Source organism: Olleya sp. HaHaR_3_96, from assembly GCF_019278545.1.
GTDB lineage: Bacteria > Bacteroidota > Bacteroidia > Flavobacteriales > Flavobacteriaceae > Olleya.
Genome location: NZ_CP058987.1, coordinates 2150001 through 2169069 on the forward strand (window position 1 = coordinate 2150001; position 19069 = coordinate 2169069).

The window sequence follows — 19069 nt, forward strand, 5'->3', positions numbered from 1 at the left end:
CTACGAGTTACCGTTGCTAGCAAGGTTAAGTGATTAAGTCACGGATCCGTAGCGAAAGCGAGTCTGAATAGGGCGTTTTAGTTAGTAGTGGTAGACGCGAAACCGTGTGATCTACCCATGGGCAGGTTGAAGCTATAGTAACATATAGTGGAGGACCGAACCGGTTGACGTTGAAAAGTCTTCGGATGACCTGTGGGTAGGGGTGAAAGGCCAATCAAACTCGGAAATAGCTCGTACTCCCCGAAATGCATTTAGGTGCAGCGTTGATTTATAGTTTTATAGAGGTAGAGCTACTGATTGGATGCGGGGGCTTCACCGCCTACCAATTCCTGACAAACTCCGAATGCTATAAAATGTTAATCAGCAGTGAGGGCATGGGTGCTAAGGTCCATGTCCGAAAGGGAAAGAACCCAGACCATCAGCTAAGGTCCCAAAATATATGTTAAGTTGAAAAAACGAGGTTGAACTGCTTAGACAGCTAGGATGTTGGCTTGGAAGCAGCCATTCATTTAAAGAGTGCGTAACAGCTCACTAGTCGAGCGGTTCGGCATGGATAATAATCGGGCATAAACATATTACCGAAGCTATGGACTTGTAAAAGTGGTAGGGGAGCATTGTAGTGGCGTTGAAGGTGTTCTGTGAGGAATGCTGGAGTAGCTACAAAAGAAAATGTAGGCATAAGTAACGATAATGCGGGCGAGAAACCCGCACTCCGAAAGACTAAGGTTTCCTCAGCTATGCTAATCAGCTGAGGGTTAGTCGGGACCTAACGCGAACCCGAAAGGGGTAGTGGATGGACAACAGGTTAATATTCCTGTACCTGCTCTCATTAAAAGTGACGGAGGCGAAAAGTTAGTGCGCACAGACGGAATTGTGCGTTGAAGGGAGGGGTAACCCCCCGATAGTACACTAAGACTACGGTCGCGGTGATAATCTAGCAAATCGACTTCCAAGAAAAGCGAGAGAAGCAGCCCGTACCCTAAACCGACACAGGTAGTTGGGATGAGAATTCTAAGGAGCTCGAGAGATTCATGGCTAAGGAACTAGGCAAAATAGACCTGTAACTTCGGGAGAAAGGTCGCCACCCTTCGGGGTGGCCGCAGTGAAAAGGTCCAGGCGACTGTTTATCAAAAACACAGGGCTATGCTAAATTGAAAGATGACGTATATGGCCTGACACCTGCCCGGTGCTGGAAGGTTAAGTGGAGGGTTTAGCTTCGGCGAAGATCTCAAATGAAGCCCCAGTAAACGGCGGCCGTAACTATAACGGTCCTAAGGTAGCGAAATTCCTTGTCGGGTAAGTTCCGACCTGCACGAATGGTGCAACGATCTGGACACTGTCTCAGCCATGAGCTCGGTGAAATTGTAGTATCGGTGAAGATGCCGATTACCCGCTGTGGGACGAAAAGACCCCGTGCACCTTTACTATAGCTTAGTATTGGTTTTGGATAAGTAATGTGTAGGATAGGTGGGAGACTTTGAAGTGGCGTCGCTAGGCGTTGTGGAGTCATTGTTGAAATACCACCCTTTGCTTGTCTAGAGTCTAACCTTCAATGAAGGGACAGTGCTTGGTGGGTAGTTTGACTGGGGTGGTCGCCTCCAAAAGAGTAACGGAGGCTTCTAAAGGTACCCTCAGCACGCTTGGTAACCGTGCGTAGAGTGCAATGGCATAAGGGTGCTTGACTGAGAGACCTACAAGTCGATCAGGTTGGAAACAAGAGCATAGTGATCCGGTGGTTCCGTATGGAAGGGCCATCGCTCAAAGGATAAAAGGTACGCCGGGGATAACAGGCTGATCTCCCCCAAGAGCTCATATCGACGGGGGGGTTTGGCACCTCGATGTCGGCTCGTCACATCCTGGGGCTGGAGAAGGTCCCAAGGGTTGGGCTGTTCGCCCATTAAAGTGGCACGCGAGCTGGGTTCAGAACGTCGTGAGACAGTTCGGTCTCTATCTACAGTGGGCGTTAGAAATTTGAGTGGATCTGACTCTAGTACGAGAGGACCGAGTTGGACTAACCTCTGGTGTATCTGTTGTTCCGCCAGGAGCATTGCAGAGTAGCTACGTTGGGAAGGGATAAGCGCTGAAAGCATATAAGCGCGAAACCCACCACAAGATGAGATTTCTTTAAAGGGTCGTAGGAGATGACTACGTTGATAGGTCATAGGTGTAAAGGCAGTAATGTCATAGCCGAGTGATACTAATAACCCATAGGCTTATTGTACGCCTGTTTTTTATAAAGTTCAATACAGATTTTCATGAATCATTTTTTTAATATGTTATTTTATACGGTTAAGTAGTTAATACTACATACACCGAAAGATTTAAGGTGATTATAGCGATGGGGCTCACCTCTTACCATTCCGAACAGAGAAGTTAAGCCCATTTGCGCCGATGGTACTGCATTTGTGGGAGAGTAGGTCGTTGCCTTTTTAGAGAACCCTTCATATTTATTTATGAAGGGTTTTTTTGTGCCCCAAAATGAAATAAATTATTAGGTAAAAAGGATGAAGTAAATAGGCATAAGACATAAGGCAAAAGGAACTAGATGATGTAGACCATAAGTTAAAAGACAATAAAGGAAAATGAAATAGTTGGAAGGGATAAGTCAGAAGAGAAAAAGGATTAAGTCAATACGTTAGAATGTTATATTCAAATTTTAAAAACTATAAATATGATCTTTTACTCTTAAAGGATTTGCCATTGGGTATAGACTTCTTAATAAGTGTTGTTGAATCAGTTTATACTCAATACTGTTTATTTGTAGACGCTACTGTTTTCATTAATTATTAAGACCATTATAAAATGGTTACAATCTTATATTCAAATTAGAATTCCTTCAATCTGGATCTTAATATTTAAAGTAGGTACTAAACACTAAGTAAAGGCCAGAATGTAGAAGTGAAAAAGGATTAAGTCAAAACGTTAAAACGTTCTATTCAAAATTATAAAAACTAGAAATATGATCTTTTATTCTTAAAGGATGTGCCATTTAGTAGAGACTTCTTAATAATTGTTGTTGAATCAGACTACACTCAATATTGTTTATTTGTAGACGATACTGTTTTCATTCATTACTAAGACTATTATAAAATGGTTAGAATCTTATATTCAAATAACATAGCCTTCAAACTTAATTTTAATATTAAAAGTAGGTACTGAGCACTAAGTAAAGATCAAAATGTAGAAATGAAAGGGGGCAGAAGGATGAAGTAAATAGGCAAAAGACAATAAGGCCGATAGCAACTAGATGATGTAGACCATAAGTTAAAAGCTATTAATAAAGAGTAAATAACTAGAAAGCAAAAGTCAGTAGAGAAAAAGGGTAATTTAAAAAGGGATATTGGAAAGTATTCATACATCATCTTTTCCCTTAAAGAGAAAAATTCTACTTTGCTGACGCCTATAAACTGAGCTTTAAAGGCTTTTATATTTGCTTTAATATATTCAAACATTTATACTTCGATAGATAAAATAGTTAAGTAAAGATCTATAGTTAATTGTTATCGTATTTTCTATTGTGTTAAATGCCTTAAATCCAAATTGTTTAACATCTTTATACCAATGGGCTAGCTTTGTGTATGCTGCCTTTATTGATTTTGATGGATTTAAATTATTTCTAAGTCCTTGAACTAAGTTAAAAGTTAGTTTGATATCAGGATATTTGTTGAAGAGTATTGTGCTTCTCTGATATTAATTTTTGGCCCAATTAGAAGTAGCTTTGTAAAGTATATACCTGCGTCTAGATAGGAGTTGTTTTTGGTGTCTCCATTATCAAAGCGTTGTGGTTTATAAGCTTTGTTATTAAATCTAGCCAGTTTTATATTTTCGTTTTCTAGATTTACAGCATCCCACCTATGTTTGATTCTTATATTTTGTAGTGCGTCCAATGCTAATTTCTTTACATGAAATCGTTCTGTAACCTGTATGGTTTTTTTGGGAAATATTGTTTAACTATAGTATTCATTGCCTTAATCATGTCCAGAGTTATCTCTTTAACATTAGCTCTTTTCTTTGCTTATAATTTGACAAGTTGTTATATTATAGGTTCCTCTTTAGTTCCAGAAAAAATGGCGACGTTACTTCCTTTTTTATCTTTGGCTTTTTTGTTGGTAATGATGGTATAGAGTTCTCCTTTTGATAAAGCTGTCTCATCAAGAGATAAATGGCTTCCTATATTCTCAAGAGATATTAGATATTGTTTAGCATTTTTCTTATGATTCCATTCTTTAAGGTCACTTAGATAATCTTTATACAGACGTTGTAGTTTTTTGCCATCAACGCCATAAAAATGTTCTGTGCTTAGACAATTTTCATCTATATTATTGACTAATTCTTTAAAAAAAGCTGCGAACTCTGTTGTCATTCAAGTTCCCTGGGTTATTAAGTTCATCTCTCTGGACAACTTGTTTGGAGGTCTTATTTAACCATCTGCGACGCTTAACATTCAGGTAAAAGTGTTGCCGCGTACAGGGAAATATTGAATGGTTATTTTTTTTTATAAAAACAATGCACAATTGATGTGCGTTTACATTCTTCTTTAGGTGTTACATTCTGTTTTTCAAAGTAAAGATGCATAATTTCACCTTTTTTAGTGTGCTTTATAAGATCAAAATGGTTGTTTATAAATTTTGGAAGAATAAGTTTAAGTAGTTCTAGGTAATAGTAAAATGATTTTTTAGCAATAATCCGAAAACTATAGATAATTCACACACAATTTTTGTGATTGATTCTTATAAATTTAAAAGCAATTAAATTATTAGTCGATATTTAACAATCCACTATTCAAATTAGATTCCCTTCAAACGGGATTTTACCCTTAAAGTATGAGTTATTTTGTTGGGATCTTTTAATATTGTTGTTGAATATGGCTATGCTCAATACTGTTTATTTGAAGACGAGAATGTTTTATTCATTATTAATACGATTATGCAATGATTAGAATGTTATATTTAAATTATAAACCCTTCAAACCAGATCTTTAAATTAGACCATAAGTAATATGTGTTTTTCATAATTTCTAGTTACTTGTATTAGACTGCATTATATAGTAAAGAGTATTATGATTGGTAATAATTTTAGTTTTTATTTTGGAATTATTCTGTGATTAGACCTTTATATATTGAAATTATTTTAAGTAGGATATATGTTAGACCCAAATAAATAACAATCTTAGGAGTATTTCGAAATAAGGTTAATGGGATAAGTAAGATGGGACTATTATGTGGACATAAGTTAAAAGCTTTGAAAGAGAAGTGAATTAAAAGAAAGGAAAATTTGTGAGGAAACACTTGAAATTAAATCATAATAGCTCGAAAGATGATTATTTCCTTTTAAGTGTACTTTTTTTAGAATATTTTCAACTTCTTTTGGTACTGCTAATATATTATTTTGCAGGTATGGATTAAGGAGTCTTAATTTATATAATTAATTAAAAGGCCATGTTTTTCTGTCTAGATGATAAGTTTTATTTTCTAAGATCATTAATTTATAGGCTATAAAAATAAGAGTATAAACGCATTATTAGTATTTCTATACTTTTTTATGAGAACACTTTATAATGTCATTTAGACTAAAAAGGCAAATTCATAGGAATACAAATGTTGAACTTTAGTTTACAATAACATTACAGTGCTCGTTTTAATTTACGTGAATAAGTAGAGGATTGTCTTATGTATGTTATCTCGTCTTCTTACTTTTAAAAAGACTATCTAAAATTGTATTGATGCCTTTGAATATGAAAAATATTGCTAATAGACATAATATGATTCCTATTATTAATAACGGGATATAAAATTGTTTTTCTCTATTACTTAATACTAAGTGCAGTAATGTGGGGCCTGCAAACATTAAGAATAAAGAGATTCCAAGTTGTTTTAGGCCTTTTACTAATATGTCTTTGTCTGTCGATTTAGTTTTCATTATTATAATTAGTTATTACATTACGTACATTTTTATGTGTTTTAAGCAAGTCTTCTGCTTCTGAATAAGACACGTTTATTTCTGACATAATCATTTTTATACCGCGATCCACTAATTTGTCATTGCTTAATTGCATGTCCACCATCTTGTTTCCTTTTATTTTACCTAGTTGTATCATTGCAGTTGTAGATATCATGTTAAGTACAAGTTTTTGAGCTGTACCTGCTTTCATACGAGAACTACCGGTTACAAATTCTGGACCAACAATAACTTCGATTGGATATTTTGATACTTGACTTAATGGACTATTTTGGTTGGCTGTTATACATCCTGTTATTATGTTATTATCATTACATTTAGTTAGGGCTGATATGACATAAGGTGTGGTGCCTGATGCTGCAATACCTATCACTACATCTTTATCTGATATATTGTTTTGTTGTAAATCTTCCCAACCTTGTGCGGTAGAATCCTCAGCAAACTCAACAGCCTCTCTAATTGCTTTGTCTCCTCCGGCAATTAAACCTATTACTAAGTCATAAGATACGCCGAATGTTGGAGGACACTCCGATGCATCAACAACACCTAATCTTCCGCTTGTACCAGCCCCTATATAAAATAATCGTCCGCCTTCTTTTAGTTTTAATACAATTTGAGATACCAATACTTCTATTTGTGGTATTGCTTTTTGTACTGCATTTGGTACTGTTTGATCTTCTTTGTTTATATTTTCAAGCAAGTCTTTTATAGTCATTTTTTCTAAATGATTATATTTTGAATCTTGCTCTGTTGTTTTTATAAAATCCATATTTTGATTTAAGTTGTGTGTTGCGTTAGAGATTGAGGCATTTGTTGAAGCTCCTCGCAGAGAGCGACTGCCGAAAGCGCGACCCTTTGGGTAACGCCATAATTATTATTCGACAATATAAATAGTTTGATAAGCTTGTGATAGTCTAAAATATCCTAATGGGAAATTATCGGGATTTGTGATGTTAATACAGTTACCTCTTACGGTTGCTGGTTGAGTTTGAAATGGTCCACCGCCACCATCTGATGTTTGTTGTAATAATAAATCCATGAACTGATAAAACTGTTCTGATACACCGTAATTATTTATGACGACTTGATTACTTGATTCTAGATCTTCTTCTGAGTAGAATGCGAATATTTGATTTCCGTCTGTAAATTGGTCATCATAGACTTCTAGAACAGGTATTTCTGGTATGTCAGAGATAAATTCGTAAAAGTAATAGTTGTCTATATTAGCGGGATCTGTATAATAGGCTTTAAGTTCTATGTCTTCTCCAGAGAAACCACCCTCGTCATTCTGCTCGATATAATCTATGGGAGTAACGGAGGTTAATATTTCTGTTCCTATATACGTTTGGTTGTCATAAGTGATGGTTAGCGTATATTCTTGGTCGATTTGAGGAATAAAGGTGGTTGTTTTATAGACGCCTGTCGTATTATCTTCAATAAAATTGAACTGATTACCATTAGTATCTTCTACTATTACTATGGCATTGTTTGCTGGCGGTACTTCTGCATCAAAAAATGGGGCAGAAAGCGTTAATTTTATGTCTTGTTCTGATCCATTTGTCCCATCAAACCAGTTTAAAGAAGCTTCTATTACTAGTTTTGGTTGTGAAGTTGGTACTTTTAAATCTATTACGTCTTCACAATTATATAATGCGAAAGCGATTAGTATGTATAGTGCTTTTTTCATTTTAATTAAAATTTAAAATTGTAAGAGACTGATGGTATCAAACCAAAAATGGCTAGTCTTGTTGCTTCGTTAGTACCTGTCATTCTATTTTCTCCAAACGTTATGGAAGCTGCATTACGTCTATTATAGGCATTATAAACACTAAATACCCAATAGCTTTGCCATCCTTTTGTTTTATCAGGTTTTGGTGTATAGTTAGCAGAAAAGTCTAAACGGTGATAGGCTGGCAATCTATCCGCATTTCTATTACTGTAACTAGGTATGTTAACACCATTATATACATATTGTCCGTTGGGATAGGTTGTTGGTTGCCCTGTTTGGAATAAGAAATTTGCGCTAAAGTTCCATTTTTTATTCCAGTCATAACTACCAGTTAGAGATATGTCATGTGTTTTATCATAAGCAGTGTTGTACCAATTACCATTGTTTATACCTAACTCTGACGACGTGAAACCTGGTGTTCTCTGCTCTGATTTGGATAATGTGTAAGCCAACCAACCTTTGAAGCGTCCTTGATTTTTTCGGAATAAAATTTCTAAACCATAGGCTCTGGCTTCTCCGTTGAGTATAACTTGCTCTATAGCATCGTTTGCAATTAAGTCTGCACCATCTATATAGTCAATCCTATTTTGAATTTTTTTATAATAAGTTTCGACTTCTAAGCTATATTTATCCTCATTGATACTTTTAAAGTAACCTAAAGCGACTTGATCTAGTAATTGGGGTTTTACGTATTTGCCACTTGGTGTCCAAACATCAAGGGGTGTAGGCGAAGATGTATTGGATAGTAAATGTAAATATTGTGTCATACGATTATAACTAGCTTTTATTGAGGCATCATCGTTAAGTTGATAAGCTAAGGATGCTCTTGGTTCTAGATTTGCAAAACTTTCTATTATATGACTTCTGTTGTAAGTCTCCGAACCTGTTGGTGTTGCTTTTTGGTATATCTGAAAACTGTCATTAAACACCACTGCTTGATCATTTTGGTAGGTGTTTAGTTGGTCTTGTCCTAATCGTAAAAACGAACTTAATCGTAAGCCATAGCTTAAATTTAATTTATCGCTTATCTTATGTTCAGCATCAATGTACACGGAATTTTCAAAAGCATATTTATCTGTTAGTTTAAAAGAATTTATTCCAGAAGTTGGTGTTGAAGGTTCAATTTCGCCTGGATTGAATTTGTAGTACATGCTATTGATACCATATTGTAGTTTAAATCCATCGGCGACGTAATGCTTAAAATCGTATTTAAAGTTAAAATTTTGAATACCTGAATTCCAATCAAACTCTACAAAATTTAATTTTAGGCCATAATAGTAGTCGGAATATATTAAAGACATATTAGAGAACAGTTTGTCAGAAAATAAATGATTCCATCTAAAATTAACGACCGTATTACCATAAGTGTTTTCAAAACTATCGGCAATACTAAAAACATCACGACCAAAATAACCAGAGAGGTAGATACTGTTATTATCGTCTAGATCGTAACTTAATTTTGTGTTTAAGTCATAAAAGTAGGCTTTATTGTCAATATCAAATAAGGGTAAAAATAAGTGCGCATAGCTACTGCGCCCACCTAACAGAAAAGAACCTTTATCTTTTTTTATCGGACCTTCTGCTAAGAGTCGGCTTGCTATGATACCTATTCCTCCATTCATATGAAATTCCTTACTGTTTCCTTCTTTTTGATAAATATCTAAAACCGAAGATACGCGACCACCATAGCGCGCAGGAATACCTCCTTTGTATAACTTAATATCTTTTATCGCATCTGGATTAAAGACAGAAAAGAAACCAAAAAGGTGAGATGAGTTAAATACAGTTGCTTCATCTAGTAAAATTAAATTTTGATCCACAGCACCACCACGAACATTAAAGCCTGAAGACCCTTCTCCAGCATTAGTAACCCCTGGTAATAATGTAATGGCTTTTATAACATCTGCTTCTCCAAAGACTACTGGTATATCTTTTATGGTGGCAGAACTAAGTGCATTAACACTCATTTGAGGTTTTTTAATGTTTAGTTTTTCTATATTTTCAGTTATAATAATTTCATCTAAATTCTCAAAAGACTCTTCCAAACTAAAATTTTTGGAGGTATTCTTATCTAAAGTTATGGTTTCTATAACATCTGTAAATCCTAAATAAGAGACCGCTACTTTATAGGTGCCTTCAGGTAATGTGATAGAGTAGAAGCCATATTCGTTAGTGACTGCTCCCGTATTTAATTCGGGAATAATTACATTAACACTTATTAAAGTTTCGTTACTACTAGCTTCTGTTATTTTACCACTTAAAGTATATTTTTCTTGAGCAAAAGCTATAGAACAACTAAATAAAAGGAGTAATACTAAAGAGTTGGTGATTTGTTTCATTTCTTGATTTTGAATAGTAAAAATAAAGAAAAAGCTATTTAAATAGTAACTTTTTACAATAGGATTAAGTTATTATTTGTTTTCGGTATATTTAAAAAGAGACAAGGGATTAGATATTGAATGGGAATGGTTTAACAATCTGTAAAACTAATTAATTTGTCGGTCAGCGTTTAATATATTTTGAATTGTTTAAATAAAAAAAAGCTCCCTTTTGGGAGCTTTTTTTAGTATGAATTCGATAGTTTAGATACTTTTAAGCAAGTCATTAAACGATTGAATTGGTCTCATTGCTTTTACTGTTAATGTCTCATTTGGTTCGTAATAGCCTTCAATATCAACAGGTTCTCCTTGTATATCATTTAAAGCAGCAATAATAGTTTCTTCTTCTGCTTTAAAGGCTACAGCAACAGGCGTAAATTGTGCTTTTAATTCAGCATCTTTATCTTGTTTAGCTAAGGCTTCTGCCCAATACATTGCTAAATAAAAGTGGCTACCTCTATTATCAATTTCTCCTGCTTTTCTAGAAGGCCCTTTTTTATTTTCTAATAACTTTTCAGTAGCATCATCTAATGCATCACCTAAAATTTTAGCTTTTGGATTGTTATTTACTTGACTATAGTGATCTAGAGATACAGCAAGTGCTAAAAATTCTCCTAAACTATCCCAACGTAAATGGTTCTCTTGTAAAAATTGTTGCACATGTTTTGGAGCAGATCCACCAGCGCCAGTTTCGAATAAACCACCACCATTCATTAAAGGAACAATAGATAACATTTTTGCAGACGTTCCTAATTCTAAGATTGGGAATAAATCTGTTAAGTAATCACGTAATACATTTCCTGAAACAGAAATTGTATCCTCTCCAGCTTTAACACGTTTTAAAGTGAATTCGGTTGCTTTGATAGGAGACAAAATATGAATGTCTAAATCAGTTGTATCATAGTCTTTTAAATATAAGTTCACCTTTTTGATTAACTCGGCATCATGTGCTCTGTTTTTATCTAACCAAAATACAGCAGGAGTTTGAGATGCTCTTGCACGTGACACTGCTAATTTAACCCAGTCTTGGATTGGCGCATCTTTTGCTTGACACATTCTCCAGATATCTCCAGCTTCCACATTATGCTTAATTAATACTTTTCCGTTAGCATCAATCACTTCGACTTTTCCATCTGCAGCAATTTCAAATGTTTTATCATGTGATCCATACTCTTCCGCTTTTTGTGCCATCAAACCTACGTTAGGTACAGTTCCCATAGTTGTTGGGTCAAATGCGCCGTTTGCTTTACAAAAGTCAATTGTTGCACTGTATATTCCAGCATAACTACTATCTGGTATTACAGCTTTAGTATCTTGTAGTTTACCATCTGCATTCCACATTTTACCAGAAGTACGGATCATTGCTGGCATTGACGCATCAATAATCACATCACTAGGGACGTGTAAATTTGTAATCCCTTTTTCGCTATCAACCATAGCTAATTCTGGTCCATGATCTAGAGCAAATCTGATATCTTCTCTAATTTCGTCCCGTTTGTCTTCAGGTAATTCATTTAATTTACCTAATAAGTTTCCAAAACCATTGTTTACATCTACACCAATTTTTTTAAACGTTTTTCCATGTTTTTCAAATAAATCTTTGAAAAAGACACGAACGGCATGACCAAAAATTACTGGGTCACTAACTTTCATCATTGTAGCTTTCATATGTAAAGAAAACAAAACGTTTTTATCTAAAGCGTCTTCTACTTGTTCTTCTAGAAACTCAATTAATGCTTTTTTACTTAATACAGTACCATCAATAATTTCTCCTTTAAGTAAGTCTAAATTATCTTTTAAGATGGTTTTTTTCCCGTCTTTGGCAGTTAACTGTATTTTTATAGCTGTTGCTTCAGGTAAAGTTACCGATTTTTCGTTGTGTGCAAAATCACCATGTGTCATTGTTGATACATGAGTTTTAGAATCTTTAGACCAAGCTCCCATAGAATGTGGGTTTTTCTTAGCATAATTCTTAACTGCTTTAGGTGCACGTCTATCAGAATTTCCTTCACGCAGCACTGGATTTACAGCACTTCCTTTAATTTTATTGTAACGTTCCTTTGCATCCTTTTCTTTATCGTCAGTTGCTTCTTCTGGATAATTAGGAATTGCAAATCCTTTAGATTGTAATTCTTTTATTGCTGTTTTTAATTGTGGTACAGAAGCGCTAATATTTGGTAGTTTAATAATATTTGCTTCAGGTGTTTTCGCTAAGTCTCCTAAAAAGGCTAAATCGTCAGACACACGTTGGTCTTCCGTTAAGTAATCAGGGAAAGTTGCTAAAATTCTAGAGGCTAAAGAAATATCTTTAGTTTCTAATCCAATTCCTGATGAGGCTGTAAATGCTTGTACTATTGGTAAAAATGAACGCGTAGCTAATGCTGGCGCCTCATCTGTGATGGTATATATAATTTTTGGTGAATTTGACATAAATATAAATGTATTTTAGTTTAATTTTAAGCTCGGCTAAGATACAAAAAACAGTAGGGTTTTTAAAACGAAAACGTTTACTTAACAACTATGTTAACATAAAAAAAACAAAAGCACTATTTTTTAAGGAATTGATAAAAAATGAATCGTATTTTAAGAAATCACTATTTTATACTGATCTAGCAGGCCTTCAATTTGATCTTTTGAAAATTTAGCACCTTTAATTTTATTATTTTCTGGATGAATAGAGTAGTTGTAGGAAGTATTAAAATTGGTGTTTTCTAAATTTGTATGAAAGAAAACAGCATTTTTAAAGTCACAAGCTTCAAAAGTTGATTTAGAAAGGTTTGCCTCTGTAAATTCAGTTTTATCAAATTGACATTTAATAAAAATAGTACTGACTAGTTTTACTTTATAAAAGGAGGCATAATTTAATTGACAAGTATCAAAGGTTATAGAAAGTAATAATTGGTTACAGTCATTATATAACACACCTAGTAACTTACAGTTTTTAAAAGTGACGTCTTTAAATGTAGTGTTTTTAGTTTTGCTATTACTTAAATCAGAATCTATAAATTGGCATTCTAAAAAGGTAATAGCAGACAGGTAAACTGCATTAAAATTACAATTAATAAAAGAGCAGTTATCATATTCTCCTTTGGGAAGTTCTTTTTTAGAGAAGTCCTCATTTTTAAAAATCTTATCAGCAATAAAGGGGGGATGCATTCTCTTTTTTTTGTAAATCTAAAAAATATAATTTTGTTTTGTGACAATGAATAGTTATTTAAATAATATCAATTGTATGGCATTTATGTTTAGAGCTAAGGATTACGCACAAATAATAAAAGCCATAACATAATAGATTTAACTAGTGTTGTTATGGCTTTCTTGAATTAACACTTGTTGTCTTATTTAACTTTCATTAAATCAATCCAAAACTTACGTTTTACATTTTTTCAGAACAAACTACCGTTAAATCAATAGTACATTTGGGTGTAACTTTCAAAATGTGTTGACCTGTTACTAAATGTACTAAATAATTGTTTTATTTATCTTTTATTCTTTTAGCGTTTGTTTTTACAATAGCTACTCTCTTAAAAGATTGTTTTACTAAAATACATTTGCTTTCGCGCCTTTATTTTACTCAAAACGTTCTACTTTGTTAGTTCAATCCTGCAAGCATGATTTACTTTTTAAAGTATCATGGTCCTTAAGTACACACGACTACACGTGTACTTTTTAAAACCTCTAAAAACAATTTAACTAAATCAAATTCAACATTTAATTGAAACCAATATAACTGTTGTTATTAATTATTGTACTAAATTAAATATTAAATAGGAGTTGAGCAATAAAACAAACTGTTAGATATCAACTAGTTACGAACTGTGTTTATTAACAAAAGTTAATAACGTAAAAAAGCCTAACTTATATAAGTTAGGCTTTTTAATATGATTAAGGTTGAAGCGATTATTTTCTTCTAACTTCTTTAATTCTAGCTTTCTTACCAGTAAGACCTCTAAAGTAAAAGATTCTAGCACGACGTACTTTTCCTTTTTTGTTAACTTCAACTTTTTGTAATGCAGGTAAATTAACTGGGAAGATACGCTCTACACCAACTGTTCCTGACATTTTTCTAATTGTAAATGTTTCAGTAGATCCACTTCCTCTTCTTTGGATTACTACTCCTCTAAAAAACTGAGTACGTACTTTTTCTCCTTCTCTAATTTCATAGTACACAGTAATTGTGTCTCCTGCTGAAAATGCAGGGAAGTCCTTTGTTGTTACAAACTCGTCTTGAACAAATTTTATTAAAGATTCCATCTTTATTTTAATTTTAAATGATTGCTTCAGAACAACATTCGCGTATCTCGCCAGAGGTTAATCCGAAATTGGGTGCAAATATAGGTAAAAAGTAAAAATTATAAAGTAAAAATATTAAAAATTATAAAGCTTTTTTTGAAACGCTTAGGATCCATCTATTTCACATCTATTTAATAATACAAAAGAACTATTTAATCCTCTAGTAAATCAGGGCGTCTGTCTTTAGTACGTTGGTACGCTTGTTCTTCTCTCCATTTATCAATATTAGCAGCATGACCACTTAATAATATTTCCGGTACTTCTAGGCCTTTATAATTTCTTGGTTTAGTATAAATTGGTGGTGCCAATAAATTATCCTGAAAACTATCCGTTAAAGCTGAAGTTTCATTACCTAAAACGCCAGGTATTAATCGTATTACGGCATCGCAAAGAACAGCAGCTCCAAGTTCACCCCCAGATAATACATAGTCACCAATGGAGATTTCTTTTGTAATAAAAAGATCACGGACACGTTGGTCAACCCCTTTGTAATGTCCACATAGGATAATAATATTTTCTTTTAGTGAAATATGATTAGCAATACCCTGGTTAAGTGTCTTTCCATCGGGAGTCATGTAAATCACTTCATCGTAAGTTCTTTCTTCTTTTAATTTAGAGATGCATTTATCTATAGGTTCGATACTCATAACCATTCCTGCACCACCACCAAACTGTGTGTCATCAATAGATTTATAGTTGTCTGTAGTATAGTCTCTTAAATTATGAAAATGGACCTCTACCAAATTGGCTTCGATCGCACGTTTTAAAATAGACGCTTCAAAAGGACTTTTTAATAATTCTGGTAAAACAGTTATAATATCTATTCTCATGGTTTTGCTTTATAGTTTACAAAGATATAAGAAATGTTTGAGTTGAAGATTGCTTTTTTTTAGAAGCTTACTTACATGTTTTGTTTTTATTAAAACTGTAGTGCTTTGTTTTTAAATCCGTTAGTCAATTCATAATTAAATTAAATTAAATTAAAATATGATAGAAGTAAATGAAAGTCAGTTTATAGGATATTACCTTTTATAAAGGGATGAGGCTATGGTTTATAATTTTTGAATAATGGCTTGTGGTTAGTACTGATGATGTAAAAATTGGAATTGACTCCTTATAGTAAAGAACTGTTTTTTGTTTAATAACATAAAAATAAAGTTGATTAACTATTATTTGAGTATTTAGTCTGTTCATTTACTGAGTATTAATTTTTTTTTATACATTTAGGGCCGAACTAATATATAATTAACCCCATTAAATATGAAAAAAACTACTCAAAACCTATTTACAGTATTACTTCTTGTTGCTTTATTTTTTACATCGTGTAAATCAGAACAGGAAAGCATTAGCGAGAATTCTTACAAAACAAGAGATATGATTGTTAAAGCTAAATTAAGTAAAAACATTAAAGCTAAATTGCAATATCCTGATAGTTATGAATTTGTAGAACTTAAGGTGAAAGATTCTGTCTTGTACAGTGAAAATATTAGCTCTCGTTTAAATTATTACAAACAAATTATTGAGGCAGATAAAAAGAACTTAGAAAAACAAGAATTATATAAAAAAGAAGGTTCTTCTTTATATAAGGAAGATAAATTAAACGAATTACAGGCGTCAGTCTCTAAAAACGAAAAAATATTAGTAGAGATCGATAGAATAGCAACAGAACTAGGAGATACAGTAAATGAGACAGCTTACTGTACTTATAATTACCGATTCAAAAGTAAAAATACTTCTGGAAAATCTGGAGATTACAATTATATAGTACAAACAGGCCACAGTCCAGACTATAAAGTATTAATGATAGCTGAAAAAGAAAGTATGATTACTCCAAATCCAATCGATTTTCCTGGGTATAATGAAATGATAAAGTCATTTGAGTAAGCTTAGGTCTAAAAAAATAATTAATATTTATCTTTTTGTCGTTTAATTAATACTACAATAAACCGAATAGAAGATTTTAGAAATCAATTTTAATGATATCTAAAAATTCGAAAAAGAAATAATATTATTAAGGTCATATATAATGAAGAAGTTAAGTTCTTTATTATATATGACCTTTTTTTTTGACAAAGTGAAAACAAGATTGGTTTAGATACTAGTCTTTTTATTACTTTCGCAGCAATAAAAAACAGACTATGATTTCTATAGATAATTTAGCAGTAGAGTTTAGCGGTACCACTTTATTTAGTGATGTATCTTTTGTTATTAATGCAACAGATAAGATTGCTTTAATGGGGAAAAATGGAGCAGGTAAATCTACGATGATGAAAATTGTTGCTGCTAAACAGAGTCCCACCAGAGGTCATGTTAGAGCACCTAAGGATGCTGTAATTGCTTATTTACCACAACATTTATTAACTGAAGATGATTGTACTGTTTTTGAAGAAGCTGCTAAAGCTTTTAAGCATGTCTATGATATGCGTGACGAGATGGAGTCACTTAATAAAGCATTAGAAACTAGAACTGATTACGAAAGTGATGAGTATATGTCTATCATAGAAAAAGTGTCTGATTTAGGTGAAAAGTATTATGCTTTAGAGGATGTTAATTATGATGCAGAAGTAGAAAAGGCATTAAAAGGATTAGGGTTTAAACAAGAAGATTTTGCTAGATTAACTAACGAATTTTCGGGAGGATGGCGTATGCGAATTGAGTTAGCCAAAATACTATTACAAAAACCAGATTTAATATTATTGGATGAGCCTACTAACCACATAGATATTGAATCTGTGATCTGGTTGGAAGACTTTTTGGTGAATAAAGCAGATGCTGTAATGGTAATATCTCATGATAGAGCTTTTATTGATAATATTACTAATCGTACTATTGAAGTCACCATGGGACGTATTTACGATTATAAGGCTAATTATAGCCACTATTTGCAGTTAAGAGAAGATAGACGCGTTCATCAAGTGAAAGCCTATCAAGAACAGCAAAAATTTATTGCGGATAATCAGACCTTTATCGATCGTTTTAAAGGGACATATTCTAAAACTAATCAAGTAACCTCAAGAGAGCGTATGCTTGAAAAGTTACAGATTATTGAAATTGATGAAGTCGATAATTCGGCATTAAAACTTAGTTTTCCTCCAGCACCAAGATCGGGAGATTACCCAGTTGCTGTACAAGGTTTGACAAAAAAATATGATGACTTAGTCGTGTTTAGTGATGCAAATATGTCAATTAAAAGAGGGGAGAAGGTGAGTTTTGTTGGTCGAAATGGGGAAGGTAAGTCTACCATGATTAAAGCTATTTTAGGAGAGATAGAGTATGATGGACAATGTAGTTTGGGACATAATGTGCAAGTGGGCTACTTTGCACAAAATCAAGCAGCTTTATTAGATAACGATCTTACCGTTTTTCAAACAGTGGATGAAGTGGCTAAAGGAGATGTTAGGACAGGTGTTAAAAATATTTTAGGTCGTTTTATGTTTAAAGGCGATGATATTGATAAAAAAGTAGGTGTTTTATCTGGAGGAGAAAAAACAAGATTAGCCATGGTTAAATTATTATTAGAACCTGTTAATTTGTTAATATTGGATGAGCCTACAAATCACTTAGATTTAAAGTCTAAAGATGTCTTAAAAGAAGCGTTAAAAACCTTTGATGGTACGTTAATACTAGTGTCTCACGATCGAGATTTTTTACAAGGGTTGTCTGAAAAAGTATTCGAATTTAAAGACCAACGTGTTATTGAACATTTTGAAACTATTGATGCTTTTTTAGAACGTAATAGAATAAAAAGTATCGCAGATATTAATCTAATGAAATAAAATCCTAAAGGTTTAATCGGTCTTCAATAGATTCAACGGTTCGTTTTAAAAAACTAGGAGCTGTGAATCTGTAGCCAAAGTATAGACTGGCATAACTTTTATCAGTAACCACACTTTGTGTAAGTTTTTTGTTTACAGCGTTAGAGTCAAAGTTGAAACTAGCCCCTGCGCTAATGGTTTCGGAAGTATATCCAAATTGTAATGTCAAATCTAATGCACGTGTAACAAAGGTGTTTTTAGTGTAGGTTACATCATCTCGTTTTTCGGTTGTAAATCGAACGCCTATAGCCGGAGCAATGGAGGATGAGATAAACCAATGTTCTTTAAAAGCCCAGGTATAGTAATAAGCGGGTGCAATAGATATATCAAAGCTGTTTTCTGCAACTTTTTGATTGTCTATAATATTACTGAGTCTATTAAAACCATATTTTAGAGTAGGCACAAAACTACCAGCAGTTTCTCTCTGCCATTCATTGAGGTGGGTTAAATGTTTTAATGAAAAATTATCATTTAACACATATGACGTTGTACCCATCCAACTTGTTGTTTTTAATTTAGGAAATTGTGCCAATAATAGTGCATTGTTCTCTTGATAAAACCCTTGGACTTTTCTGTATTCAATACTTTGTATCCATTGTTTTATAAAGATATTTAGTTGGTAGTTTACAAATTTAGATTTAAAATTTGAATTTTGACTACTTGGAGAAAAACCAACTTTTAGTCCCAAGAATTTGTAATTAGCAGCAACTTCTAATCTATAGGTGTTATTGGCGTTTACTAAAACAGATTGTTCATCATTTTGAATAGAAAAAGATTCACTTTGTGTATTAATATTAGATTTTAGTAGTAATTTTTCTCTGAAGGAAAGTACAGAATTTTGACTATTAGCTAAGGTTATAAAAAATATTGAGAATAATAAAAGGGTGTATTTCATA

General features: G+C 33.1%; 14 protein-coding genes and 2 rRNA genes (1 of these 16 running past the window's edge). 4 read left to right on the forward strand and 12 right to left on the reverse strand.

Features of this window, described 5'->3' with window-relative positions; translation table 11 throughout:
• Nucleotides 1-2221, forward strand: a 23S ribosomal RNA gene (locus H0I26_RS09370); it begins 600 nt to the left of the window's first position.
• Between the two features lie 101 nt (nucleotides 2222-2322).
• Nucleotides 2323-2430, forward strand: a 5S ribosomal RNA gene (gene rrf / locus H0I26_RS09375).
• Between the two features lie 1014 nt (nucleotides 2431-3444).
• Here the strand turns inward: rrf and H0I26_RS19725 are convergent.
• From H0I26_RS19725 to trmD, 11 genes are all read right to left on the reverse strand, one after another.
• The gene (locus tag H0I26_RS19725) at nucleotides 3445-3675 is read right to left on the reverse strand and encodes a transposase (RefSeq protein ID WP_317618232.1); all 231 of its coding nucleotides are present in this window, start codon (nucleotides 3673-3675) and stop codon (nucleotides 3445-3447) included.
• A complete protein-coding gene (locus H0I26_RS19730) occupies nucleotides 3642-3887 on the reverse strand; it encodes a hypothetical protein (protein WP_256935313.1) in 246 nt (81 codons plus the stop codon). The genes H0I26_RS19725 and H0I26_RS19730 overlap by 34 nt, the downstream gene beginning before the upstream one ends.
• A gap of 146 nt (nucleotides 3888-4033) precedes the next feature.
• Nucleotides 4034-4363 carry a hypothetical protein gene (locus tag H0I26_RS19735; protein ID WP_256935315.1) on the reverse strand — a complete coding sequence of 110 codons (330 nt, stop codon included), beginning with the start codon at nucleotides 4361-4363 and terminating at the stop codon, nucleotides 4034-4036.
• Nucleotides 4364-5676: 1313 nt separating this feature from the next.
• Nucleotides 5677-5919, reverse strand: coding sequence for a DUF6095 family protein (locus H0I26_RS09385; protein WP_101018046.1), 243 nt, complete (start codon nucleotides 5917-5919; stop codon nucleotides 5677-5679).
• Nucleotides 5909-6760 (reverse strand): N-acetylmuramic acid 6-phosphate etherase, encoded by an 852-nt coding sequence (gene murQ, locus H0I26_RS09390; RefSeq protein ID WP_256935334.1) that lies wholly within the window; start codon nucleotides 6758-6760, stop codon nucleotides 5909-5911. Before murQ ends, H0I26_RS09385 begins: the two co-directional genes overlap by 11 nt.
• A 72-nt stretch (nucleotides 6761-6832) precedes the next feature.
• Nucleotides 6833-7645 (reverse strand): DUF4249 domain-containing protein, encoded by an 813-nt coding sequence (locus H0I26_RS09395; protein WP_218701968.1) that lies wholly within the window; start codon nucleotides 7643-7645, stop codon nucleotides 6833-6835.
• Nucleotides 7646-7650: 5 nt separating this feature from the next.
• Nucleotides 7651-10026 carry a TonB-dependent receptor gene (locus H0I26_RS09400; RefSeq protein WP_218701969.1) on the reverse strand — a complete coding sequence of 792 codons (2376 nt, stop codon included), beginning with the start codon at nucleotides 10024-10026 and terminating at the stop codon, nucleotides 7651-7653.
• Between the two features lie 243 nt (nucleotides 10027-10269).
• Nucleotides 10270-12495 carry an NADP-dependent isocitrate dehydrogenase gene (locus H0I26_RS09405; protein ID WP_218701970.1) on the reverse strand — a complete coding sequence of 742 codons (2226 nt, stop codon included), beginning with the start codon at nucleotides 12493-12495 and terminating at the stop codon, nucleotides 10270-10272.
• 153 nt (nucleotides 12496-12648) lie between these two features.
• Nucleotides 12649-13221: a pentapeptide repeat-containing protein gene (locus tag H0I26_RS09410; RefSeq protein ID WP_218701971.1), complete on the reverse strand. Its 573-nt coding sequence runs from the start codon at nucleotides 13219-13221 to the stop codon at nucleotides 12649-12651.
• 744 nt (nucleotides 13222-13965) lie between these two features.
• Nucleotides 13966-14319, reverse strand: coding sequence for a 50S ribosomal protein L19 (gene rplS / locus H0I26_RS09415; protein WP_101018052.1), 354 nt, complete (start codon nucleotides 14317-14319; stop codon nucleotides 13966-13968).
• A gap of 191 nt (nucleotides 14320-14510) precedes the next feature.
• Complete coding sequence (trmD, locus tag H0I26_RS09420; protein ID WP_218701972.1) at nucleotides 14511-15188, reverse strand: tRNA (guanosine(37)-N1)-methyltransferase TrmD; 678 nt, start codon at nucleotides 15186-15188, stop codon at nucleotides 14511-14513.
• Between the two features lie 430 nt (nucleotides 15189-15618).
• On the opposite strand from trmD, the gene H0I26_RS09425 reads away from it, so the two are divergent.
• Both H0I26_RS09425 and H0I26_RS09430 read left to right on the forward strand, forming a co-directional pair.
• Entirely contained in the window at nucleotides 15619-16242 is a 624-nt protein-coding gene (locus H0I26_RS09425) for a hypothetical protein (RefSeq protein ID WP_218701973.1), read from the forward strand.
• 254 nt (nucleotides 16243-16496) lie between these two features.
• The gene (locus tag H0I26_RS09430; RefSeq protein WP_218701974.1) at nucleotides 16497-18134 is read left to right on the forward strand and encodes an ABC-F family ATP-binding cassette domain-containing protein; all 1638 of its coding nucleotides are present in this window, start codon (nucleotides 16497-16499) and stop codon (nucleotides 18132-18134) included.
• 4 nt (nucleotides 18135-18138) lie between these two features.
• Here the strand turns inward: H0I26_RS09430 and H0I26_RS09435 are convergent, their stop codons facing one another.
• Nucleotides 18139-19068 carry a DUF4421 family protein gene (locus tag H0I26_RS09435; RefSeq protein ID WP_218701975.1) on the reverse strand — a complete coding sequence of 310 codons (930 nt, stop codon included), beginning with the start codon at nucleotides 19066-19068 and terminating at the stop codon, nucleotides 18139-18141.
• Nucleotide 19069: the final 1 nt, after the last annotated feature.